The sequence below is a fragment of the Citrobacter sp. Cm046 genome, assembly GCF_030333065.1.
GTDB lineage: Bacteria > Pseudomonadota > Gammaproteobacteria > Enterobacterales > Enterobacteriaceae > Citrobacter > Citrobacter murliniae.
This window is the reverse complement of sequence record NZ_JAOWGP010000030.1, coordinates 265,231-287,818: the sequence shown is the minus strand read 5'-3', so window position 1 is coordinate 287,818 and position 22,588 is coordinate 265,231. Positions and strand designations below refer to the sequence as shown.

Sequence of the window (22,588 nt, the reverse complement as noted above, 5' to 3'; positions counted from 1 at the left end):
ATTGGCAGAGCTCTGGCTTCAGATAAACAAAATCCAGCGATGTTTGTCGCCGTGCCGCTATCGTTCCTAATTTTTTAATTAGCTAATAACAGGAGTAACGTGCTTTATGTTAGAAATCCCTCGTGAGTCAATTAAACGACTTGGCGACATGATTATTCAGTATGGTTATTCATTCCATCTTGCAGAAGGCAATGAATTAATAAGAACATCACCAGATGGCGAACCTTTATTCTTTTATCTTGTAAAGGGACAGGTGCGTTATGAGTTATCTGATGATTATTGGTTGTCTTCCGTCAGAGCGCCCATGGTCTTAGGGTTTGTTGATTATTACTATCCGAATGAATACGCCGGGCGTTTTTTTACGGAGACGGAAACATCAGGGTTCTATCTTTCTGCCGAGAAAGTGGGTCAGCTCATCTCTGAGAATGACTTGTGGTACGATGTATCTGTTGTCCTGAGCTATATTATCCGAAGGTTGTTGGCGCGTGAGGTGCTGCTATCGTCCAGTAATGCGTACAAGATTATCTGTCACTATCTCAATATTCTGAATTCTGAATGCCCGGAAGTAAAAGAGAGATTGAGTGCGTTGTATTATCTGCATAAGCATACAAAGTTGTCTAAAAGCATGATTTCATTAATCATTAGTGAGTTAAAAAAAGGAGAGTACATAGATATCAGTAAAGGGCATCTTAAGAGTATAAAATTCTTACCAGAAAGTTTTTAAATTTAGTGCTGGAGAGTGAATTATTAGATAAATATGTGTTAGGTAAATGGGATAAGCATTGACACAGTCAGTGATAAGCAGTTGAAAGAGAAATTATCAACTGTTAAAGAAACGTTGTTTTTTAGCCGATCATCACAACTGAAGGGGTGGTAGGCGCATTTTGTATCAGGAATGGAAGACTACGGACATGGTGGAATTCGTTGAGGATGGTGCATAGCCAGTTGAAAACGGAATATTATAAATTTATATCACTCTGCAATCTGTTGTACTTCACTTCTTACAGATAAACAATGGCACAAAATGACGTAATTAATGATTGTGCACAGCGTGGATGAAATACCTCTGGTCTTTTGATTTAATATTGATGTTTTGTATTGGATAAATGAGTAACCCCCATAATCACCCTCAAATGATTCTGCTTGTGGGATGTGGGGGCATTCTGAGCTACTTTTTCGGCTCTTTTTTCCACTGTAGCAAACCGGCAATATCCTACTCGCCTTCGGCTTCTTTTAAGCGTCATTGTTGCCCGGCAAACTGACTGTATTCCGGCTGGCTGGCGCGAATATTGCGGATTACCTGACAATTCCCTTCCTGTGGAACTTGTAAGTAAGACTTACAGGTTGGCCAGAGTTCAATACGGGATAAAGACAGCTTAAAAGAGATGTGATTAAAGACGTGCTTACTTGAGGCATTTTGGCGGAAGATCACAGGAGTCGAACCTGCCCGGGACCGCTGGCGGCCCCAACTGGATTTGAAGTCCAGCCACCTCACCGGAGATGACGATCTTCCGCGCCTCGATTGCTACATGGAGGCGGGGCGCATTATAGCTACTTCCAGGAGTTTCCACACCCCCCCACTCACTTTTTTAACTTCCCTTTCTCTTTACCATGACCGTTTTCAAATAAACCTCTACAAAATCCAATACTTACATTTAGACATATTTTTTCGACGCTACTCCGATCACAGAAAGCAAGAATCGTAAATTGATTACAAAATATCGGAATGTTCGTGCTCACAAGGATGGTTTACAACGTCTGTAACCGGTTTCAGCTACCTTACGGTGTTAAAGGATAAAACAATGAAGAGCGAGATATTGTCCGTCACAGAGAAGATTGGCTATGGAATGGGTGATGCCGCCAGTCATATTATTTTTGATAACGTTATGTTGTATATGATGTTTTTTTACACTGATATCTTCGGTATCCCCGCCGGTTTTGTCGGCACTATGTTTTTGCTGGCGCGCGCACTGGATGCTATCTCAGACCCGTGCATGGGACTGATTGCCGACCGTACCCAATCGCGCTGGGGTAAGTTCCGCCCGTGGATCCTGTTTGGCGCGATTCCGTTTGGCCTCGTTTGCGTGCTGGCATACACCACGCCGGACCTCAGTCTGAATGGCAAAATGATTTACGCCGCCGTCACCTATACGCTGCTGACCCTGCTCTACACCGTGGTTAACATCCCTTACTGCGCGTTGGGCGGCGTTATTACCAAAGACCCGACTCAACGTATCTCACTGCAGTCCTGGCGCTTTGTGCTGGCGACGGCGGGCGGCATGCTCTCCACGGTGCTGATGATGCCGTTGGTAAACCTGATTGGCGGCGAAAACAAAGCATTGGGTTTCCAGGGCGGGATTGCTGTGCTCTCGGTCATTGCATTCCTGATGCTGACCTTTTGCTTCTTTACTACCAAAGAACGTGTTGCAGCACCTCCGGGTAATAACTCAATGCGGGAAGATCTGCGCGATATCTGGAAGAACGATCAATGGCGCATCGTCGGATTGCTCACCATTCTCAATATCCTGGCTGTCTGCGTACGTGGCGGGGCAATGATGTATTACGTCACCTGGATCCTGGGCACGCCGGAGGTGTTTGTCGCCTTCCTCACCACCTATTGTGTCGGAAATCTGATCGGCTCTGCGCTGGCAAAACCACTTACCGACTGGAAATGCAAAGTGAGCGTCTTCTGGTGGACTAACGCCCTGTTGGCGGTTATCAGCCTGGCGATGTTCTTTGTGCCGATGCACGCCACTATCACCATGTTCATCTTTATCTTTGCGATTGGTGTGTTGCACCAGTTGGTGACGCCTATCCAGTGGGTAATGATGTCTGACACCGTTGACTACGGTGAGTGGTGCAACGGCAAGCGCCTGACGGGTATTAGCTTCGCAGGGACGTTGTTTGTGCTCAAGCTGGGCCTCGCTCTCGGTGGGGCGCTTATTGGCTGGATGCTGGCTGGCGGTGGCTACGATGCCGCAGCGAAAACCCAGAACAGCGCCACCATCAGCATCATTATTGCGTTGTTCACCATCGCCCCAGCGATCTGCTACCTGTTGAGTGCCGTCATTGCCAAACGCTTCTATACCCTGAAAACCCCGTATCTGACTGAAATTATGAGCCAGTTGGCTCAGGGGGCACGTCGCAATCAGCAGGACTTTACGACCAAAGAATTTCAGAACTAAAGGAACAGACGATGAAAATTAGCGATGGAAACTGGCTGATTCAGCCTGGGCTAAATTTGATAAACCCGATTCAGGTATTCGACGTTGAGCAGCAGGGAAGTGAGATGGTGGTCTACGTTGCGCCGCGCGATGTACGTGAGCGCACCTGGCAACTCGATACTCCACTGTTTACCCTGCGCTTCTTCTCGCCGCAGGAAGGGGTTGTAGGCGTGCGTATGGAGCACTTCCAGGGCGCGCTGGATAAAGGTCCGCATTATCCGTTGCATGTGCAGCAGGATGTGCCGGTAGTAATGCAGAACAATGCCGAATTTGCCGAACTGAAGAGCGGTAATTTGAGCGTGCGCGTTACCAAAGGGGAGTTCTGGTCACTCGATTTTTTACGTAACGGCGTGCGTATTACCGGCAGCCAGTTGAAAAATAACGGCTATGTGCAGGATACCAACAGCGGGCGCAACTATATGTTTGAGCGTCTGGATCTGGGCGTCGGTGAAACGGTCTACGGGTTGGGCGAGCGCTTTACCGCGCTGGTGCGTAATGGTCAGACTGTAGATACCTGGAACCGCGATGGCGGTACCAGCACTGAGCAGTCTTATAAGAACATCCCGTTTTATATCACCAACCGTGGCTACGGCGTACTGGTGAACCATCCGCAGTGCGTATCGTTTGAAATCGGCTCCGAGAAAGTCTCAAAAGTGCAGTTCAGCGTGGAGAGTGAGTATCTGGAATACTTTGTGATCGACGGGCCAACGCCTAAAGCGGTACTGGAGCGATATACCCGCTTTACTGGCCGTCCGGCGCTGCCTCCAGCCTGGTCATTCGGTCTGTGGCTCACCACCTCGTTCACGACCAACTATGATGAAGCGACAGTAAACAGCTTTATTGACGGTATGGCGGAGCGTAACCTGCCACTGCACGTTTTCCACTTCGACTGTTTCTGGATGAAAGCATTCCAGTGGTGTGATTTCGAATGGGACCCGGTGACGTTCCCGGACCCGGAAGGGATGATCCGCCGCCTGAAAGAGAAAGGGTTGAAGGTCTGCGTATGGATTAACCCGTACATTGGTCAAAAATCCCCTCTCTTCAATGAGCTGAAAGAGAAAGGTTATCTGCTCAAGCGGCCTGACGGTTCTCTGTGGCAGTGGGATAAATGGCAGCCCGGCCTGGCGATTTATGATTTTACCAACCCCGCTGCCTGCGAGTGGTACGCCAGCAAGCTAAAAGGTCTGGTGGATATCGGAGTGGATTGCTTCAAGACCGATTTTGGCGAACGGATCCCCACGGATGTACAGTGGTTCGACGGTGCCGATCCGCAGAAAATGCACAATCACTACGCTTTCATCTACAACGAACTGGTGTGGAACGTGCTGAAAGAAACTGTGGGTGAGAAAGAAGCGGTGCTGTTTGCCCGTTCCGCCTCCGTGGGCGCGCAACAATTCCCGGTGCACTGGGGGGGTGACTGCTACGCCAACTACGAATCCATGGCGGAAAGCCTGCGCGGTGGATTATCTATCAGCCTTTCCGGCTTTGGTTTCTGGAGCCACGATATCGGCGGTTTCGAAAATACAGCGCCCGCGCACGTCTATAAACGCTGGTGCGCGTTTGGACTGCTTTCCAGCCACAGCCGCCTGCACGGCAGTAAATCCTACCGTGTGCCGTGGGCATATGACGACGAGTCCTGTGATGTGGTGCGTTACTTCACCGAACAGAAATGCCGCATGATGCCGTATCTGTACCGTGAAGCCGCCCGCGCCAGTGAACAGGGTACGCCGATGATGCGCGCGATGATGCTGGAGTTTCCGGACGATCCGGCGTGTGATTATCTCGACCGTCAGTACATGCTGGGCGATAGCATCATGGTCGCACCGGTGTTCTCGCAGGCAGGGGATGTACAGTTTTACCTGCCGGAAGGACGCTGGACACACCTGTGGCATAATGACGACGTGCAGGGCAACCGGTGGCATAAGCAACAGCATGGCTTCCTGAGCCTGCCGGTCTATGTGCGAGACAACACCCTGCTGGCGCTAGGCTGCAATAGCCAGAAGCCTGACTATGCCTGGCACGAAGGGACGGCATTCCAGTTATTCCAACTGGAGGAGGGCCGGGAAGCCATCTGTGAAGTCCCGGCGGCTGACGGCTCGGTTACCTTCACGCTGAAGGCCACGCGCGCGGGTAATACCATTACTGTGCAAGGTGTCGGCGAAGCGCGTAATTGGACGCTGTGCCTGCGAAATATCCTGCAGATTAGTGGCGTGAAGGGCGGTTCATCTGCGGGCAGCGAATGGGGCGTGGTTGTGACGCCTGACAGCAATGAATTAACCATCACGTTATAAATTTTTTATCCTCCCTCTCTCTGATAAAGAGGGAGGGTTTTTGCGAGCGTTATCACTATAACTCTGGCAAAAAATGTGATCTGCGCTGTAAATATCTCACTATTTCCCTTTTTTGTCTTATTTCTGTCCGGAATACAGGACACGATTTAGTATTGTTGCAACATCGTAGGCCTTTTATATTTATCATCACGGATTGCAAGTGGAGCGTCAGTGCTTCGTTAGATATTTAATCTGGTGTGTGATAAGGGTAAATAATGCAAATGATTACCTCGCGACAAAACAGATTATTAAAATTTCTTCTGCCCCGGAAGGAATATGTCACGCTGCTGAAAATCGCTGAATACTTAGCTGTTTCAGAAAAAACTGTGCAACGCGATCTGCGGATGCTGGAGCAGTGGTTATCGGAATGGAAAATATCCATTGATAAACGTACTGGCGCAGGCGTGATGCTGATTGCCGATAATATTACTGATATTTTATATTTGGATCAGTTATTAGGTGCCGAGGGCGATGATGTTGATGGAATGATGAATAATTCACGGCGCGTAAAGATAGCATCACAATTATTAAGCGAAACGCCGCATGAAACATCTATCAGCAAATTATCTGAACGTTATTTTATCAGTAGCGCATCGATTGTTAACGATCTGAAAGTCATTGAATCATGGATAACCCCGCTGGGATTATCTTTGATTCGTAGCCAAAGCGGAACGCACATTGAAGGCAGCGAGAGTGGTGTGCGTCAGGCGATGGCCTCGCTGATTAACGGTGTGATTAACCATAATGAACCCGGTAGCGTCGTTTATTCTCGCCTTGATTCAGGTAGCTATAAAGCGCTAGTGCATTACTTCGGTGAAGAAGACGTTTTATTTGTACAAACGCTGTTGCAGGAAATGGAGAATGATCTGTGTTGGTCGTTGGGTGAGCCTTATTACGTCAATATTTTTACTCATATTCTGATCATGATGTACCGCATCACACGGGGGAATGCGTTACCGAGAAAAGATGAAAATATTACCTCATTTGACGAGAGCATCTTTTCCATTGCCAGCCGCATGATCCAGCATATCGAAAAACGTATTGCGCACCCGCTGCCGGAAGACGAAGTCTGGTTTATTTATCAGTACATTATCTCTTCTGGTGTGATGATTGAAGAACATAACGATGTGAGCGTAATTGGCCATATGCACTCCAGCGATGAGGCGCGGTTGATTACCTGGCGGCTGATCGCGACATTTGCGGAGATGGTCGACAGCGACCTCAGTCAGGACGTTGCGCTGTATGACGGGTTACTGATTCATATTAAGCCGTTGATTAACCGGCTGAACTACCATATTCGTATTCGTAACCCGCTGTTGGATGACATCAAAGGAGAGCTGGAGGATGTCTGGCGTTTAACACAGTGCGCGGTGAATCGGGTGTTTAGCGGCTGGGGCGACCGGGCTGTATCGGAAGATGAAGTTGGGTACTTAACTGTGCATTTTCAGGCAGCAATGGAACGCCAGATTGCCCGCAAGCGGGTGCTACTGGTCTGCTCAACGGGTATCGGTACTTCTCACTTACTCAAAAGCCGCATTTTACGCGCCTTTCCGGACTGGACCATTGTGGGTGTGGTGTCGGCAGGAAGTTTGCCCTCCGTACTGACGGAAGATATTGAACTGGTGGTTTCAACAATAAATTTACCCACCATTGCGATGCCTGTCGTGTATGTTACCGCGTTCTTCAATGATGCTGATATTAAACGAGTTACTGAAACGGTTATTACTGAAAAATTACATCGTGCGACGTCGCTGGTCGTTGAAAATTAATGTCTGAACTCCATGAGGTATGATTGATGGACATAACGAAAATACTCAATACAAATCGCGTTATTTTGGACATGAAGGCTACAAATAAAACGGAGGCCATTGAGGAACTGACTGACCTGCTGCAAAAAGATGGTGCGATTAGCTGCCGGGATACGTTTATTCAGGACGTCTGGCAGCGTGAGTCTGAAGGCTCGACTGGTTTTGAAAATCATATTGCTATCCCGCACGGTAAATCTTCGGCGGTGGTCAATACTACTCTGGCTATCGGGCGTACTCGTCATGATATTCCGTGGGAAACGCTTGATGGCAGCAACGTGCGGTGCATTATTTTATTTGCCGTTCGTCTTGAAGATCAAAACACAACACATATTCGTCTGCTCTCTCAGGTTGCCGGGGCGTTAGCAGATGACGAGATTATTGAGCAGTTGCTGATCGAGCGCAGTCCACAAAAAATTATTGAGTTGTTTAGCCAATATGCTGAGTCGAATGTCTGCTAAATAAAATGTGGAGCATCTTATGAATATTGTTTGTGTTGCCGCTTGTACGGCGGGTATTGCGCACACTTATATCGCCCGTGAAAAGTTAATAAAAGGCGCAAAAGCGCTTGGCCATAATATCAAAGTTGAAACCCAGGGCACCATCGGCACGGAAAACGAACTGTTGGCAGGTGATATTTCTGCCGCTGATGTCGTCATTCTGGCTGTGGATGTCAAAATAAAAGGGGAGGAACGCTTTATAAATAAACGTATTGTGCGAGTGAAAACAGAAATAGTGATAAAGTCGCCAATTCAGTTTCTTGAAAAGGTCGAAAAATCATTGGTTAATTTGAACCAGTAGCGATCCTCATTCTGGAGGGATCTCACATGAATGAAAATAAAATACCGCTATCTCAGGAAATAAAAAAACATTTATTAACGGGAATTTCGTGGATGATCCCGCTAATTGTTGCCGCAGGGATTTGTATTGCCCTTGGGCAAATACTCGGTGGCACAAATGTTGGTGAAAAAACCGGGACAATACCGTGGATGCTTAACCAGATTGGCGGTTGGGGGATGGGATTAATTGTTCCGCTGATTAGTGCGGCAATTGCTTACTCTATCGCCGACCGCCCCGGATTCGCGCCGGGTCTGATTGTCGGTTTTGTCTGCGGTGAAATTCATACCGGTTTTATTGGCGGGATGCTGGGCGGATTTCTTGTCGGCTACACCGTGTTGCTGCTTAAGCGTTATATCCGGTTGCCGCAGTCGATGCAGGGGTTGATGCCCATTATGGTGTTGCCGGTATTGAGCACCGTGATTGGCGGTCTGTTGATGATGACGCTGATTGGCAAGCCAATTGCCTGGCTTCAGGAAGCGCTGATTCATTTGCTGGAGTCTATGCAGGGCGGCTCGCGCTTTCTGATGGGCGCAATCCTCGGCGCAATGGCGACATTCGACTTTGGCGGCCCGGTGAATAAAACCATGTCACTGTTCGCCGATGGCATGCTGGTAAGTGGCGTATACGGCCCGGAAGCCGTGAAGTTTGTCGGTTCGATTATCCCGCCGTTCGGCATTACGCTCTCCTTCCTGCTGACGCGTCACAAGTACACCCGTGCTGAACGCGAAGCGCTGAAAGCGGCGTTCCCGATGGGGATTTGCATGATCACCGAAGGGGTCATTCCGATTGCGGCGCGCGACCTGCTGCGCGTGGTGGGGTCCTGTGTGGTGGCCTCCGCGGTGGCGGGCGGCCTGATTATGGTGTGGGGCGTAGAAAGTCCTGTCCCGCACGGCGGCATGTTTGTTGTCCCACTCTTCACACATCCACTGTTGTTTTGCCTGGCGTTGGGCATCGGGACGGTTATCTGTGGCGTCATGCTGTCGCTGTGGAAGAAACCAGTGACCGAGCGTGACGAAGAGTTTGACGAACTTAGCGATCAAAAACTGAAAGACGAAGATATCACCTTCACCCTGGAATAACTGGAGGCCGTATGTTTGCCGATATGAAAAGCATGGTGACGAAAGCCTGGCGTGGGCAGTACGCACTGCTGGCGATCAATTGTATGAACCTGGAAAGTGCCAGAGCTGCGGTGCGGGTTGCTGAGAAACACCGTGCGCCCATCATTCTGAATCTGTACCAGGGACATCTGGATCATTTCCCTGCCTCACTGGCGGCAGCGGTCGTTAAAACACTGGCAGAAGAGGCCTCTGTACCTGTCGCGTTAGCACTTGACCATGGAAAGGATCCTGTACGCATTCGCCAGGCTTTCCGCGCCGGATTTAGCGGTTTGATGATCGACGCCTCTGCGTTTGCGCTGGAAGAGAATATTCGCCAGACCAGGGCAGTGGTGGAACTGGCCGCCAGCGCAAAACTTTGCGTTGAGGGGGAACTGGGCCATCTGGCCGATGCGCCGCGCTATGACCATGCGACGAACGTCGATTTGATGACTCAGGTCGCAGATGTTGCGCCGTTTATCCAGCAGACAGGTATCGACTTACTGGCCGTTTCAGTCGGAACGGCGCACGGCATGTACGCGCCTGGCATTACCCCTGCCATTGATTTCCAGCGTCTTGAGGAGATCGCCCGTATGTCGACCGTGCCGCTTGCTCTGCATGGCGGTAGCGGTACGCCGTTTGACCAGCTCCAGCATTGCCCGGCCTTTGGCGTTGCCAAGATCAACGTTGGGGCGGCTGTCTTTGAGGCAGGAAAAGCGGCATTGCTGCATACCCTCTGTCGGGACAAATCCTGTGAACTGGTTGATGCTCTGGCGGTGATGGAGCAGGCCAGCGAGGAAGCCATAATTCCGTACCTGCAGGCCAGCGGCGCTATCGACAAAGCCTGATTCGTTTTCTGTAACGCCCTCTATGCCTCTGCGATAACGCACTGGCAGGGCTTTCTACACCCTGAAACTGGAGAATTACCATGTTAGTTTCGATGAAAGAATTACTGCAACCTACCCGTCAGCACGGTTTTGCCATTGGCGCCTTTAACGTTGCAGATAGCTGTTTTGTGCGTGCTGTGGTGGAAGAAGCGGAAGCGACCAACACACCTGCGATTATCTCCATCCACCCTAGCGAGCATGATTTCCTCGGTGATGCGTTTTTTAGCTATGTTCGTGATATCACGATGCGCAGCCCGGTACCGTTCACTCTGCATCTGGATCACGGTGCCTCGGTAGAGCATGTCCTGCGCGCAATTCAATGCGGGTTTACCTCCGTGATGATTGACGGCTCGCTGCTGCCGTATGAGGAGAATGTGGCACTGACGAAGGAAGTGGTCAGACTGGCGCACGCGGTAGGTGTTTCTGTTGAAGGTGAGTTGGGAACGATTGGTCAGACCGGGACGTCAGTAGAAGGCGGTGTCTCGCAAGTTACCTATACCGATCCTGCTCAGGCAGAGGATTTTATTGCCCGTACGGGTGCCGACACGCTGGCGGTGGCGATTGGTACCGCACACGGGATCTACCCGAAAGGTATGCAGCCTGAACTGCAAATGAACATCCTGCGCGACATCGCTGGACGGCTGGATATTCCGCTGGTTCTGCACGGCGGCTCAGCGAATCCGGATGCAGAAATTGCCGAATCCGTCACGCTGGGGGTCGGAAAAATCAATATTTCCAGTGATATGAAATACGCCTATTTCCAGAAAGTCCGTGAAATCCTGGCAAAAGAGACCTGGTGGGACCCAAATGTAATCTATCCGGAAGCGATCAGCACCGCACGGGATGTGATCCGTCACAAAATGAAACTGTTCGGCTCCACCGGAAAAGCGTCACTTTACTAACCGCATGCAGGCGGGGTGACCCGCCTCTTTCGCAACAAGGAAAAGTGGAATGAAGCGTTCTCAAATAAATTATGCCGTTGATAAAGCGCATGCCATCGCCGAGACCTTTCGGGTGTGTCTGCCTGATTTTGCCTATTTTACCGCTGATGTCTGGCGACAGCAGGATAGAGCGGAGTGGTGTGAAGTACTCGATCTCAGGTTGGGCTGGGATATTACCGACTTTGGTCGCGGGGATTTTTCGCAAACGGGGCTGACGTTGTTGACGTTGCGCAATGGCTTGCTGGGTTCAGCCAACTACCCCAAACCGTATGCCGAAAAGATGCTGCAAATTCAGCAGGATCAGCAAACTCCGTGGCATTTTCATACGCATAAAATGGAAGATATCGTGAATCGCGGCGGTGGTGATTTATGCATGCAGCTGGCGTGGGCCACGCCCGATGCACAGTACGACGGCCAGCGAATAGTTGATGTCAGCGTGGATGGTCAACGGCGTACTTTCAAGCCCGGCGACACTCTGGTGCTGAAGCCGGGGCAGAGTGTCTGCCTGCCGCCGCGTTTGTACCATCGCTTCTGGGCTGAGAAAGCGTTTGTGCTGGGTTGGGAAATTTCGATGGTGAATGACGACCTGCAGGATAACCACTTCCTTGAGCCAGGCGGGCGCTTCCCGGCGATAGCTGAGGATGAGCCAGTAAAATGGTTGTTATGCAGTGAATATGATGGTTTACGGGAATAGCCCGTCACCGGATGGTGGCTTGGTCTTATTCGGCTGGCAAGGAGGCAAAATCGCAGGCCCGGTAAGCGCAAACGCCACCGGGCAATCTGGTTTTATTGCGCAGGCGACGGGGACGTGACTTCCCCGCCAGACACGACGCCTGCCTGCATGGTTTGCGTCATCTGTTGTTGTTGCGCATTCACCGCATGCAACTGACCGTTCACTGTTGGCTTCAACGGTGCATCTGCCAGAATGTTACCGCTGGCGATAAGCTGGATGTTGCCGTCACCGGAAAGCGGCAGTGCAGGCCAACCCCACTGTTGCAGGATAGTCATTGGTACACCGCGCCCGTTCAGGCTGACTTTTGTCTGGCGCTGTGGTAGCTGCGAGATGCTGGCGGTGGCTTCCAGCAGCCCTTTCTCGGTATACGCGCTTAGCTCGCTGATGTTAACCGTGCTGCTGTTCGCTGTGAGTGCCAGCGAAGGACGGCGAACGTCGGTGCGGTTGAATGTAGCAGCAGCGGCATTGAGCGTGGCATTACCGCTCCAGATCCCCCATTGATTGTTTTGCACCAGCCCCAGGTTAGCGCCGTAGCCATCCAGCGCGGTAAGTTGCCACGGGAACGCTGGATCGATATCAATCACCAGGTTACGGCTGGCGCTGAATTTCTTCAGGGTCAGGCTGTTCAACCAGGCTGGCAGCGGTTTCATCCACTGTTGCTTCCAGTTTTCCGGAAGCGTGTATTCCAGCCCGGCAATCGCGGCATCGTCGAGGATCAGCGCTTTGTTGTTGCGCAGCCAGTTGCCGGACGTTCTGACCATGCCGCCTTCCCAGCGGGTTGTGAACTGGCGAAGTGCAATGCCTTGCGGTGAGAACTCGGCGTTCAGAATAGGATCGTAGAAGTGCAGTGAACCGTAGATGAACTCACTGGCGTTCATCGACAGTTTACCTTCCTGTGTCTGCCAGTCGTCCTTGCTGAAGGTCATGTTGCGCAAGCTAAGGTCGAGATCCGTTACCGCCCAGTCAGGGCCCTGCAGACGGGCATCCGTCACCTCAAGGCGACCTATTTGCAGAGAAGGAATGGTGGTTAACGGCGCGAAAAAATCGGCCAGTGATTTATCGCTCTGTAGTCGGATATCATTCAGACGCAGATTCTCCACTACCCAACTGCCGTCGGCATTCCGCTGTGCCACACCGGTTAATGCACCGCGTGCCACATCTGCACCAATGTTGCTTAACGTCACCCGTTCATGGTCGATACTGCCTTCAATCAGCACGTTAGTGGTGGGAACATCGTTCAGCGTCAACGAGCTGGCGCTGAGCTGGATTTGCGCCTTGTTGCCGAGAATTTTACCTGCCTCAGGACTCCAGGGGATAACGCCACCGTTCACGCGCTGGGCGCTCAGGTTCCACGCACTGCCGGGGCTGTTAAGCGCCATATCCTGCAATTGCAGGCGATCGGCCTGAAATGGAAGCGGCGCAGTTTGCTGGGAAAGATTGAGCGTACCGTTTTGCAAAAGAATGGTGTCAACGTGCAATGGATCGGTGATTTGACGGCTACTCAGCCCAATATCGACCATTTTTGCGACCAGAGTGGAAGGCTGCCCGTCCCGGCCAAAGGTGACGTTTTCCAACAGAATGTGGGAGGGTGCGGAAAACCGGTGATCGATGGCATCAAAAGTCAGGTGGTAGCTGCTATTCTCCGATACCCAGGCGCTGACATGCTCTGCGCCCCAGCGGGTTTGCAGTAGAAAATAAAGGCCGAGGATCACCACTGCAAAAGCGATCAGCACGTAAAGAAGCAGCTTTCCAATAAATTTCATGGTCTTCCATCCCGCGAAGTGCACATAGTCAAGTTATGCACGATTTATGCGCAATGCTCAAGGCGGGAATGGTGAAAGAGCGTTACAGCGGCGTTGATTCTGAATCAACGCCGCACTTCGCTTAGGCTTTCTCTGGCGGGAAAATCAGGTTCAGGACGATAGCGGTAATACCGCCAGCGGCAATGCCGGAGGAGAGTAAGTTTTTCACCCAGTCAGGAGCAAACTGCAGGATCAGCGGCTGCTGGGAGACGCCAAGACCGACAGCCAGCGACAACGCGATAATCAGAATGGCGCGGCGATTCAACGGCTCGCGTGAAACAATGCGTACCCCGGATGCTGCAATGGTACCAAACATGACCAGCGTAGCGCCGCCCAAAACGGGTTCTGGAATGTGCTGCACAAAACCACTTACCGCCGGGAACAGGCCCAGTGCGATCAGCATCAGCGCGACTACAAAGCCGACATAGCGGCTGGCGACGCCGGTTAACTGGATGACCCCGTTGTTCTGCCCAAAGCAGGAGTTCGGGAAGGTGTTGAATACGGCGGAGACAAATGAGTTCAGACCGTTAGCCAATACGCCACCTTTCAGACGCTTCATATACAGCGGGCCGGAGACGGGTTGTTCGGAGACATCGGACGTGGCCGTAATATCACCGATGGTTTCCAGCGAAGTGATCATAAAGACCAGCATCAGCGGCAGCAGTAGGTTCCAGTCGATACCCAGACCATAGTACAGCGGTGTTGGCACCATGATGAGGTCCTGGCTTACCGGTGCGGTATTTTGCGGCAGCATGTCCATAAACCAGGCCAGCAGGTAGCCCGCGGCCATCGCAATTACCAGTGACGCAACGCGCAGGTATGGGTTGCGCTGGCGATTCAGAATGATAATGAGTGCCAGTACGACACCTGCCAGCATCAAATTCTTCGGTGCGCCAAAGGTGTTATCACTCATCGCCGCGTAGCCGCCACCAATCGATGTCAGGCCGACCTGAATCAGCGACAAGCCGATGATCATCACCACCACGCCGGAGACCAGCGGGGTAATAATACGGCGCGCCAGATGCAGTACACGAGAAATAACCATTTCAGTGCAGCTTGCCAGCATTAACGTGCCAAACAGCGCTGCCATCATAGTAGGGACATCGGCACCACCGGTTTTCAGCGCCGTGCCGCCCATAATCAGCGGCGCAACAAAGTTAAAGCTGGTGCCCTGAATGGATAACAGCCCCGAGCCAACTGGCCCCCAGGCTTTAATCTGAATGATGGAAGCTACGCCAGATGCGAACAGCGACATACTGATAATGTGTTGAGTATCCTGAGCCGGTAAACCGAGCGCCTGGCAGATGAGCAGGGCAGGCGTGATAACCGCGACGAACATCGCCAGCAGGTGCTGACAGGCGGCAAACAGGGTCTGGGCTAGCGGAGGGCGATCTTCAAGACGGTAAATCAGTTCACTGTTGTGAGTCTGCGCAACCGGTTGCGCATTTGCTGACTCTACGGCGTTAACGGACATCAGAGGCAATCCCATGGTGGAAAAGCGGTGATTTTATCTGACCAGGGCGTAAAAGCAAACGTTTGCCAGTAACTATTGCTAATATTTAAAACGGATAAACAAACATTTTTATATAACTTTTCATCATTTTCTGCTTAAAATCCACCCCGATAACTCATTAAGAGCTAAAAATCGATCTGGAATGCATCGTGCGTGACTGTGCTAAACGCACTAATGGAGCTGTATATGTTTTACCTCGATACTTTATCAACACTGGTTGCTGCAACCCTGGTGTTGCTGCTGGGGCGCAAGCTCGTCCAGTCTGTTCCCTTCCTGAAGAAATACACCATTCCCGAACCTGTAGCGGGTGGATTGCTGGTGGCGATCGCGCTGTTGGTACTGAAAAAAAGTATGGGCTGGGAAGTCAATTTTGATATGACGCTGCGCGATCCGCTGATGCTGGCGTTCTTTGCGACTATCGGCCTGAACGCCAATATCGCCAGCCTGCGAGCCGGTGGGCGCGTGGTGGGAATATTTCTGATTGTGGTGGTAGGTTTGCTATTGATGCAGAACGCCATTGGTATTGGGATGGCAAGTCTGCTCGGCCTTGACCCGCTGATGGGGCTGATTGCCGGTTCGATAACGCTCTCTGGCGGCCACGGCACAGGAGCTGCGTGGAGCAAACTGTTTATTGAACGCTATGGTTTCACCAATGCCACCGAAGTGGCGATGGCGTGCGCAACGTTTGGCCTGGTGTTGGGCGGACTGATTGGTGGTCCGGTGGCGCGCTATCTGGTAAAGCACTCCACGACGCCGGACGGTATGCCGGACGATCAGGCGGTTCCGACCGCGTTTGAAAAACCGGATGTCGGGCGCATAATCACCTCTCTGGTGCTGATTGAAACCATCGCGCTGATTGCTATCTGTCTGACGGTCGGAAAAATCGTTGCGCAATTGCTGGTGGGAACGATACTGGAACTTCCGACTTTTGTTTGCGTGCTGTTTGTGGGGGTGATCCTCAGCAATGGCCTGGCGTTAATGGGCTTTTATCGGGTATTTGAGCGTGCGGTTTCGGTGTTGGGTAACGTTAGCCTGTCGCTATTCCTCGCGATGGCGTTGATGAGCCTGAAACTGTGGGAGCTGGCTTCACTGGCACTGCCGATGCTGGCTATCCTCGTTGTACAGACCATTTTCATGGCGCTGTACGCTGTATTCGTGACCTGGCGCATGATGGGTAAGAACTATGATGCAGCGGTGCTGGCGGCAGGACACTGTGGTTTTGGTCTTGGCGCGACGCCGACGGCGATTGCCAATATGCAGGCAATTACTGAGCGTTTTGGTCCGTCGCATATGGCATTTTTGGTGGTGCCAATGGTGGGGGCGTTCTTTATCGATATTGTCAACGCGCTGGTGATTAAGCTGTATCTACTGTTGCCGATTTTTGCGCAATAAAGGCTGTGCGGCGGTGTGATAACCGCCGCCGCTATTGATCTTGATCTGTTATGCGTTGGAGTAGCGCTCTGTTTCCGGCATCCAGCGCTCTATCAGCGCCATCGCCTGTTGTGGATAACGTTCATGAATGTGACGGGCAATGCGCTGAACTTCCGGAATAATCGCCTGATCGCGCAGCAAATCCGCCACTTTGAATTCTGCAGTTCCGGTCTGACGCGTTCCTAACAATTCGCCCGGGCCGCGGATCTCCAAATCTTTTTGCGCAATAACGAATCCGTCGTTGCTGTCCCGCAACACTTGCAGACGCTTCTGAGCAGTTTTTGAAAGCGGCGATTTGTAGAGCAGCACACAGTGAGAGGCCACCGCGCCACGGCCTACGCGGCCACGAAGCTGGTGCAACTGGGCCAGGCCTAAGCGCTCCGGGTTTTCGATAATCATCAGGCTGGCGTTTGGCACGTCCACGCCAACTTCAATCACCGTGGTGGCGACCAGCAGATGCAGTTCACCCTGTTTGAAGGCGGCCATCACCGATTGTTTCTCTGCAGGTTTCATTCGCCCATGTACCAGGCCAATATTGAGTTCTGGCAGGGCGAGTTTAAGTTCTTCCCACGTGGCTTCCGCAGCCTGTGCTTCCAGTAAATCAGACTCTTCAATGAGCGTGCAGACCCAGTATGCCTGACGCCCTTCGTGAGTGCAGGCGTTACGCACGCGGTCAATAATGTCGCTGCGACGGGTATCCGGGATGGCGACAGTAGTGACTGGTGTACGGCCCGGAGGCAGTTCGTCAATCACCGAGGTATCGAGATCGGCATAGGCGGTCATTGCCAGCGTACGGGGGATCGGGGTAGCGGTCATGATCAACTGGTGCGGGTGAAAACCCTGCTGTTGACCTTTTTCCCACAGCGCCAGACGCTGGTGAACCCCAAAGCGGTGTTGTTCGTCGATGATAACCAGCGCCAGACTGTTGAACTGCACCTGCTCCTGGAAAATCGCATGAGTGCCGACAATCATCTGCACCTGTCCGCTGGCGATAGCTTCCTGTTGCGCAAGACGCGCTTTACCTTTCTGCTTACCCGCCAGCCAGCCCACCTCAACACCCAATGGCGCAAACCAGTTACGGAAGTTATTCGCGTGCTGTTCGGCCAGAAGTTCGGTTGGTGCCATGAGCGCTACCTGCTTGCCATGTGCGATAGCCCTTAGCGCCGTGAGTGCGGCGACAAGAGTTTTACCGGAACCGACATCGCCCTGAACCAGACGCATCATCGGGACATCCAGCGCCATGTCGCGTTCGATCTCAGCCACTACGCGAGCCTGTGCGCCGGTAGGTTTAAATGGCAGCGCGGCCAGTAGCTGGTTTTTCAGGGTATCATTGGCACTGAGAGGCTGAGCATGAAAGCGCTGAGCGCCTGCGCGTAATGCCAGCATGCTGAGGTTATGCGCTAGTAGCTCTTCAAGGATCAGACGTCGCTGCGCCGGGTGTTGCCCCGTTTCAAGGTCGCTGAGCTGTAGTGATGGCGGCGGGCGGTGCAGCGTGCGTAAAGCTTCTGGCAGGCTCATCAAACCCTGTAATAAATCTGGCGGCAGCAGTTCGGCAATGGCACAGGTATCAAGCAAATCCAGAGCCTGATCGGTCAGTTTGCGCAGCGTTGCCTGTTTTACACCTTCAGTGGTCGGATAAACAGGCGTGAGTGTTTCCTGGAGTTCCGGTGTGCTGAGATCTCCCTGCACGCGATATTCCGGGTGGATCATCTCTGCGCCGTATTTCCCGCGCCTGGCTTCGCCATAGGCCAGCACCCGTCTTCCTGTCGCAAGGCTGTTTTTCATTGCTGCGCTGAAGTTGAAAAAGCGCATTGTCAGAATGCCGGAGCCATCGCTTATCTGGCAGGTCATCATTCGGCGGCCGCCAAAGGTGATGTTGCAGTTCAGCACTTCGCCTTCTACGGTCGCATATACGCCAGGCAGCAGTTCGCCAATTGGATACAGATGCGTGCGGTCTTCGTAGCGCAGGGGAAGGTGTAAGAGAAGATCCTGCACGGTGTGCAGGCCGATTTTCGCCAGTTTACTGCTTTGCGCTGCGCCAACGCCCGTCAGAGAGTTGAGTGGAATAGCATCCAGTAAACGGCCTTTCATCGCGTTTATCTCGCAGATTGCATAGTGGCCCACCACGTTGCATCGGCTTCAATTTCGCCCTGCGAATTGACGTGGGGATAGGGAAGACCTTTGCGCTTAGCAACGTTTGCCAGCACCGGATAGCCGCCTTCAAACAGCAACCGCTGCTGTTCATCTTCCGGCAGCATGCTGTTCTCTCGCAGGTACATCCCGGCGTTTTGTCGCTGGCGCTGTGCTTCGTACAGAATAAGCGCGGAGGCGACTGAGACATTCAGCGACTGTACCATGCCGGTCATAGGAATGATGATGTCCTGATCCGCCAGAGCCAGCGCTTCCTGAGTAATACCGGTTTTCTCCTGACCCATCAGGATGCAGGTAGGACGCGTGTAATCAATCTCGCGGAAATCGACGGCTTTATCAGAGAGGTGCGTCGCCAGAACCTGCATGCCCTGGCTTTTTAAATGCGTTACCGCATCGCCAATCGTGCGGTGGGTCTTAACCTGTACCCAACTGTTGCTGCCTGCAGCAGAAGAGGCCATGGTGCGCATACGGCTCCCTGGCCAGACAGCGTGAACTTCATGTACGCCGACTGCATCTGCGGTTCGAATGATCGCAGAAACGTTATGAGGTTTATGGACCTGCTCCATGCAGACGGTCAGATCAGGCTGACGCCTGGCGAGCATCTCGCAGATTCGAGCATAACGTTGTTTATTCATAAAACTAGTTTCGGTTACGGGTGACTTTTATCACGTCCGGCATAACACGGATTTTGCGCATGATATTTGCCAGGTGCACACGATCGCGTGCGGTCAGGCGAATAAAGGCGCTGTAGACGCGACCATCTTTCTCTTCGGTATTCAGACTCTGAATATTAGAGGTGGTTGTGTTGATTGCCGCCGTCAGGTTAGCCAGTGCACCCTGGTGGTTAAACATGTCCACCTTAATTTCGGTGATGAATTCCTGCTCTGTCTCTTTATCCCATTCCACCGCCATAAACTTCTCTGGCTCTTTCTGGTAGCCACGGATGTTACGGCAGGATTCATGGTGGATAACCAGACCTTTACCCGGGCTGACGTGGGCAATGATCGGATCGCCAGGAATCGGGCGACAGCATTTCGCGAAGGTAATCAGCACGCCATCTGCGCCTTTAATTGGCAGATGCCCATGACCGGATTGTGCGGGAGCGTTCGCCGGTACTTCACCTTGCTGAAGGTTTTTTGCCACCACAACGCTCATGGCGTTCCCCAGTCCGATTTCCGCTAACAGATCGTCAAGCGTGGCGAGCTTCATACGCTCAAGCTCACGCTGGATACTTTCTTGCGGGATCTCAGCCAGCTTACGGCTACCGCCTAAGGCATGGTTGAGCAGACGACGCCCAAGACTGACGGAATCATCGCGTTTGAGGTTTTTCAGCAACTGGCGAATTTTGGCGCGTGCTTTCGAACTGACAACAAAGTTGAGCCATGCCGCATTGGGACGTGCGCCCGGTGCAGTGATGATTTCAACGGTCTGACCGCTAAAGAGTGGCTGTGAAAGCGGGTATGGCTGCCTGTCGACGCGCGCGCCGACGCAGGCATGGCCGATATCGGTGTGTACCGCGTAAGCGAAGTCGACAGGCGTTGCACCGGCAGGCAGTTCAACAATGCGCCCTTCCGGCGTGAAAACATAAATCTCATCCGGGAAGAGATCAGATTTGACGCTTTCAATAAATTCAAATGAGCTACCGGCGCTCTGCTGCAGTTCCAACAAGCTCTGCATCCAGCGCTGGGCGCGGATTTGTGCCGTTGTGCTGGTTTCACCGTGCTCTTTGTACGCCCAGTGTGCAGCAACCCCCATCTCCGCCATTTGGTCCATGTCTTCAGTACGAATTTGTACTTCGACTGGAACACCGTGCGGGCCGATCATTGAGGTGTGTAAAGACTGATATCCGTTCGCTTTCGGAATCGCAATATAATCTTTTACTCGGCCAGGACGAGGTTTATACAGGCTGTGCATCTGCCCGAGTACGCGATAGCAGGTATCAGAGTCATGGACGATAACGCGGAATGCGTAGATATCCATGATTGAGTGAAAACGCTGCTCTTTGAGTACCATCTTGCAGTAGATAGAGTACAGGTGTTTCTCGCGACCACTTACGCGGCACGGAATGCCTGCCTCCTGTAAACGTCCTTCGATTTCAGAGAGGATTTTTTGAATCATCTCTTTGCGGTTGCCGCGAGCGGCTTTAACCACTTCTTTAATCACGCGGTAGCGGTTCGGGTATAGCGCCTCAAAACCCAGCTCTTCCAGCTCGGTTTTAATGTGATGAATACCTAAACGGTGTGCCAGCGGACTGTAGATTTCGAGGGTTTCACGGGCGATGCGGCGACGCTTATCCGGGCGTAATGAGCCCAGCGTGCGCATATTGTGGGTACGGTCGGCAAGTTTGATGAGAATGACGCGGATATCCTGCACCATCGCCATAATCATCTTGCGAAAGTTTTCGGCCTGCGCCTCTTTCTTATCGCGAAACTTAAGCTTATCAAGCTTTGATACCCCTTCTACCAGCTCAGCAACGCTTTTACCAAAAAGCTGTTCCATGTCCTGGTAGGTGGCAGGAGTATCTTCAATCACGTCATGTAGCAGCGCGGCCATTAGCGTTTCATAGTCGAGTTTCATCTCGGCCAGAATGCAGGCCACCGCAACCGGGTGCGTGATATAGGGTTCACCGCTTGAACGTGTCTGGCCCTCGTGAGCGTCACGTGCAACGAGATACGCCTGCCGAAGACGCTTAATCTGGTCTTCCGGCAGGTAGTTTTGAATCAGTTGATTCAGGCTTTCAAACAGATACAAGGGCGACCCGCTTTGTGATTAACGACGACCTTCAGCAATAGCGGTAACGGCTTGTAATTCAGCGGCTTCCTGCTCTTGCTGTTCCTGGCGCTCACGCACGTCAAGGATCTGGTTGTTGATCAGACCTTCTTCGATTTCGCGCAGCGCGATTACAGTAGTTTTATCGTTTTCTTCCGGTACGAGCGGATCCTTTCCGCCTACCTGCATCTGACGAGCGCGACGCGCGGCGACCAGTACCAGGTCAAAACGGTTACCAATTTTCTCTACAGCGTCCTGAACAGTTACGCGTGCCATACTTAAAATGCTCCACAGGTGAAGAAATGACTGGGCATGATACTGAATGTGAGTTCAGTCTGCCAACAGTTTGCTGATTAAAGCGTCATGACGCTGCTTTTGGCGGCTCATGCGCAGACGTTCGGCGCGAATGATAGTTTTCAAATCGCCTAGGGCAGTATCGAAATCATCATTCACAATAAGATAATCATATTCGGCGTAATGGCTCATTTCTGCAACAGCTTGCGCCATACGTTTTGCGATGACTTCTTCGCTATCCTGACCACGACCGCGCAGGCGGCGGTCCAGCTCGATCTTAGAGGGCGGCAAAATAAAAATACTGCGCGCATGCGGCATTTTTTCACGAATTTGCTGCGCACCTTGCCAGTCGATATCTAAAAAGACATCTACACCCGATGCCAGCACTTGCTCAATTGCCTCACGCGAGGTGCCATAATAATTGCCAAATACCTCAGCGTGTTCCAGGAACGCATCTCTGCCAATCATGCTTCTGAATTCATCATGGTTTACGAAGTAATAGTGTTCACCATGCACCTCCCCGGGACGCGGTGCACGGGTAGTGTGCGAAACAGAAACCTGGGTGTCATACAACGGTTGGGTCTTTAATAAAGCCTGAATCAGGCTGGATTTACCCGCGCCACTGGGGGCAGAAACAATATAAAGCGTGCCTTGAGCCATGAGTATCTTATGTATGTGATTGTCGAAAGAGAGCCTACATACGGGCTTATTATACACGTAGCCGCTATACGACGTAGCCCTTGTCACACTTTTTGCGCATGATTATTGCGTTTT

At 51.9% G+C, this 22,588-nt stretch carries 19 protein-coding genes and 1 tRNA gene; 11 read left to right on the top strand and 9 right to left on the bottom strand.

Annotated elements, in window-relative coordinates:
• Positions 1-106: 106 nt before the first annotated feature.
• A complete protein-coding gene (locus tag OGX98_RS03040) occupies positions 107-724 on the top strand; it encodes a helix-turn-helix domain-containing protein (protein WP_048223141.1) in 618 nt (205 codons plus the stop codon).
• Positions 725-1,240: 516 nt separating this feature from the next.
• Here OGX98_RS03040 and OGX98_RS03035 read toward each other — a convergent pair.
• Positions 1,241-1,432: a hypothetical protein gene (locus OGX98_RS03035; protein ID WP_286594807.1), complete on the bottom strand. Its 192-nt coding sequence runs from the start codon at positions 1,430-1,432 to the stop codon at positions 1,241-1,243.
• Positions 1,419-1,513 (bottom strand) — tRNA-Sec (locus OGX98_RS03030). The genes OGX98_RS03035 and OGX98_RS03030 overlap by 14 nt, the downstream gene beginning before the upstream one ends.
• Positions 1,514-1,802: 289 nt before the next feature.
• Here OGX98_RS03030 and OGX98_RS03025 point away from each other — a divergent pair.
• The 9 genes from OGX98_RS03025 to OGX98_RS02985 all read left to right on the top strand — a co-directional run bounded on the left by OGX98_RS03025 (position 1,803) and on the right by OGX98_RS02985 (position 11,815).
• Complete coding sequence (locus tag OGX98_RS03025) at positions 1,803-3,185, top strand: glycoside-pentoside-hexuronide family transporter (RefSeq protein ID WP_048223139.1); 1,383 nt, start codon at positions 1,803-1,805, stop codon at positions 3,183-3,185.
• A gap of 11 nt (positions 3,186-3,196) precedes the next feature.
• Positions 3,197-5,515, top strand: a complete 2,319-nt coding sequence (yicI, locus tag OGX98_RS03020) for an alpha-xylosidase (RefSeq protein ID WP_286594806.1) — start codon at positions 3,197-3,199, stop codon at positions 5,513-5,515.
• Positions 5,516-5,769: 254 nt separating this feature from the next.
• Positions 5,770-7,323 (top strand): BglG family transcription antiterminator, encoded by a 1,554-nt coding sequence (locus tag OGX98_RS03015; RefSeq protein ID WP_284097084.1) that lies wholly within the window; start codon positions 5,770-5,772, stop codon positions 7,321-7,323.
• Between the two features lie 26 nt (positions 7,324-7,349).
• A complete protein-coding gene (locus tag OGX98_RS03010) occupies positions 7,350-7,820 on the top strand; it encodes a PTS sugar transporter subunit IIA (RefSeq protein WP_045448857.1) in 471 nt (156 codons plus the stop codon).
• A gap of 19 nt (positions 7,821-7,839) precedes the next feature.
• A complete protein-coding gene (locus tag OGX98_RS03005; protein WP_045448856.1) occupies positions 7,840-8,160 on the top strand; it encodes a PTS fructose transporter subunit IIB in 321 nt (106 codons plus the stop codon).
• A gap of 26 nt (positions 8,161-8,186) precedes the next feature.
• Positions 8,187-9,278 carry a PTS fructose transporter subunit IIC gene (locus OGX98_RS03000; protein ID WP_045448853.1) on the top strand — a complete coding sequence of 364 codons (1,092 nt, stop codon included), beginning with the start codon at positions 8,187-8,189 and terminating at the stop codon, positions 9,276-9,278.
• Positions 9,279-9,289: 11 nt separating this feature from the next.
• On the top strand, positions 9,290-10,141 hold the full coding sequence (locus tag OGX98_RS02995) for a class II fructose-bisphosphate aldolase (protein WP_286594805.1): 852 nt from the start codon (positions 9,290-9,292) through the stop codon (positions 10,139-10,141).
• 80 nt (positions 10,142-10,221) lie between these two features.
• Complete coding sequence (locus OGX98_RS02990; protein WP_286594804.1) at positions 10,222-11,082, top strand: ketose-bisphosphate aldolase; 861 nt, start codon at positions 10,222-10,224, stop codon at positions 11,080-11,082.
• Positions 11,083-11,131: 49 nt separating this feature from the next.
• On the top strand, positions 11,132-11,815 hold the full coding sequence (locus tag OGX98_RS02985) for a D-lyxose/D-mannose family sugar isomerase (RefSeq protein WP_045448848.1): 684 nt from the start codon (positions 11,132-11,134) through the stop codon (positions 11,813-11,815).
• A gap of 92 nt (positions 11,816-11,907) precedes the next feature.
• On the opposite strand, the gene OGX98_RS02980 is transcribed toward OGX98_RS02985, so the two are convergent.
• Together OGX98_RS02980 and xanP are read right to left on the bottom strand one after the other, a co-directional pair.
• Positions 11,908-13,617: an AsmA family protein gene (locus OGX98_RS02980; RefSeq protein WP_045448846.1), complete on the bottom strand. Its 1,710-nt coding sequence runs from the start codon at positions 13,615-13,617 to the stop codon at positions 11,908-11,910.
• 121 nt (positions 13,618-13,738) lie between these two features.
• The gene (gene xanP / locus OGX98_RS02975) at positions 13,739-15,130 is read right to left on the bottom strand and encodes a xanthine/proton symporter XanP (protein WP_045448845.1); all 1,392 of its coding nucleotides are present in this window, start codon (positions 15,128-15,130) and stop codon (positions 13,739-13,741) included.
• 225 nt (positions 15,131-15,355) lie between these two features.
• Here xanP and gltS point away from each other — a divergent pair, with 225 nt between their 5' ends.
• A complete protein-coding gene (gene gltS, locus OGX98_RS02970) occupies positions 15,356-16,561 on the top strand; it encodes a sodium/glutamate symporter (RefSeq protein WP_286594803.1) in 1,206 nt (401 codons plus the stop codon).
• 48 nt (positions 16,562-16,609) lie between these two features.
• Here the strand turns inward: gltS and recG are convergent, their stop codons facing one another.
• From recG to gmk, 5 genes are read right to left on the bottom strand one after another with little or no spacing between them, the layout of a single operon-like run.
• Positions 16,610-18,691 (bottom strand): ATP-dependent DNA helicase RecG, encoded by a 2,082-nt coding sequence (gene recG, locus OGX98_RS02965; RefSeq protein ID WP_286594802.1) that lies wholly within the window; start codon positions 18,689-18,691, stop codon positions 16,610-16,612.
• Between the two features lie 5 nt (positions 18,692-18,696).
• A complete protein-coding gene (trmH, locus tag OGX98_RS02960) occupies positions 18,697-19,386 on the bottom strand; it encodes a tRNA (guanosine(18)-2'-O)-methyltransferase TrmH (RefSeq protein ID WP_045448840.1) in 690 nt (229 codons plus the stop codon).
• Positions 19,387-19,390: 4 nt separating this feature from the next.
• Positions 19,391-21,502, bottom strand: a complete 2,112-nt coding sequence (gene spoT, locus OGX98_RS02955) for a bifunctional GTP diphosphokinase/guanosine-3',5'-bis pyrophosphate 3'-pyrophosphohydrolase (protein WP_048223122.1) — start codon at positions 21,500-21,502, stop codon at positions 19,391-19,393.
• An 18-nt stretch (positions 21,503-21,520) separates the two neighbouring features.
• Positions 21,521-21,796 carry a DNA-directed RNA polymerase subunit omega gene (gene rpoZ, locus OGX98_RS02950; protein ID WP_000135058.1) on the bottom strand — a complete coding sequence of 92 codons (276 nt, stop codon included), beginning with the start codon at positions 21,794-21,796 and terminating at the stop codon, positions 21,521-21,523.
• A gap of 54 nt (positions 21,797-21,850) precedes the next feature.
• Complete coding sequence (gmk, locus tag OGX98_RS02945; RefSeq protein ID WP_048223121.1) at positions 21,851-22,474, bottom strand: guanylate kinase; 624 nt, start codon at positions 22,472-22,474, stop codon at positions 21,851-21,853.
• Between the last annotated feature and the right edge of the window lie 114 nt (positions 22,475-22,588).

What these genes read in the sequence shown, in the direction of transcription:
- OGX98_RS03040 (WP_048223141.1), top strand. Translation starts at nt 107, where the DNA reads ATGTTAGAAATCCCTCGTGAGTCAATTAAACGACTTGGCGACATGATT.
- OGX98_RS03025 (WP_048223139.1), top strand. Translation starts at nt 1,803, where the DNA reads ATGAAGAGCGAGATATTGTCCGTCACAGAGAAGATTGGCTATGGAATG.
- yicI (WP_286594806.1), top strand. Translation starts at nt 3,197, where the DNA reads ATGAAAATTAGCGATGGAAACTGGCTGATTCAGCCTGGGCTAAATTTG.
- OGX98_RS03015 (WP_284097084.1), top strand. Translation starts at nt 5,770, where the DNA reads ATGCAAATGATTACCTCGCGACAAAACAGATTATTAAAATTTCTTCTG.
- OGX98_RS03010 (WP_045448857.1), top strand. Translation starts at nt 7,350, where the DNA reads ATGGACATAACGAAAATACTCAATACAAATCGCGTTATTTTGGACATG.
- OGX98_RS03005 (WP_045448856.1), top strand. Translation starts at nt 7,840, where the DNA reads ATGAATATTGTTTGTGTTGCCGCTTGTACGGCGGGTATTGCGCACACT.
- OGX98_RS03000 (WP_045448853.1), top strand. Translation starts at nt 8,187, where the DNA reads ATGAATGAAAATAAAATACCGCTATCTCAGGAAATAAAAAAACATTTA.
- OGX98_RS02995 (WP_286594805.1), top strand. Translation starts at nt 9,290, where the DNA reads ATGTTTGCCGATATGAAAAGCATGGTGACGAAAGCCTGGCGTGGGCAG.
- OGX98_RS02990 (WP_286594804.1), top strand. Translation starts at nt 10,222, where the DNA reads ATGTTAGTTTCGATGAAAGAATTACTGCAACCTACCCGTCAGCACGGT.
- OGX98_RS02985 (WP_045448848.1), top strand. Translation starts at nt 11,132, where the DNA reads ATGAAGCGTTCTCAAATAAATTATGCCGTTGATAAAGCGCATGCCATC.
- OGX98_RS02980 (WP_045448846.1), bottom strand. Translation starts at nt 13,617, where the DNA reads ATGAAATTTATTGGAAAGCTGCTTCTTTACGTGCTGATCGCTTTTGCA.
- xanP (WP_045448845.1), bottom strand. Translation starts at nt 15,130, where the DNA reads ATGTCCGTTAACGCCGTAGAGTCAGCAAATGCGCAACCGGTTGCGCAG.
- gltS (WP_286594803.1), top strand. Translation starts at nt 15,356, where the DNA reads ATGTTTTACCTCGATACTTTATCAACACTGGTTGCTGCAACCCTGGTG.
- recG (WP_286594802.1), bottom strand. Translation starts at nt 18,691, where the DNA reads ATGAAAGGCCGTTTACTGGATGCTATTCCACTCAACTCTCTGACGGGC.
- trmH (WP_045448840.1), bottom strand. Translation starts at nt 19,386, where the DNA reads ATGAATAAACAACGTTATGCTCGAATCTGCGAGATGCTCGCCAGGCGT.
- rpoZ (WP_000135058.1), bottom strand. Translation starts at nt 21,796, where the DNA reads ATGGCACGCGTAACTGTTCAGGACGCTGTAGAGAAAATTGGTAACCGT.
- gmk (WP_048223121.1), bottom strand. Translation starts at nt 22,474, where the DNA reads ATGGCTCAAGGCACGCTTTATATTGTTTCTGCCCCCAGTGGCGCGGGT.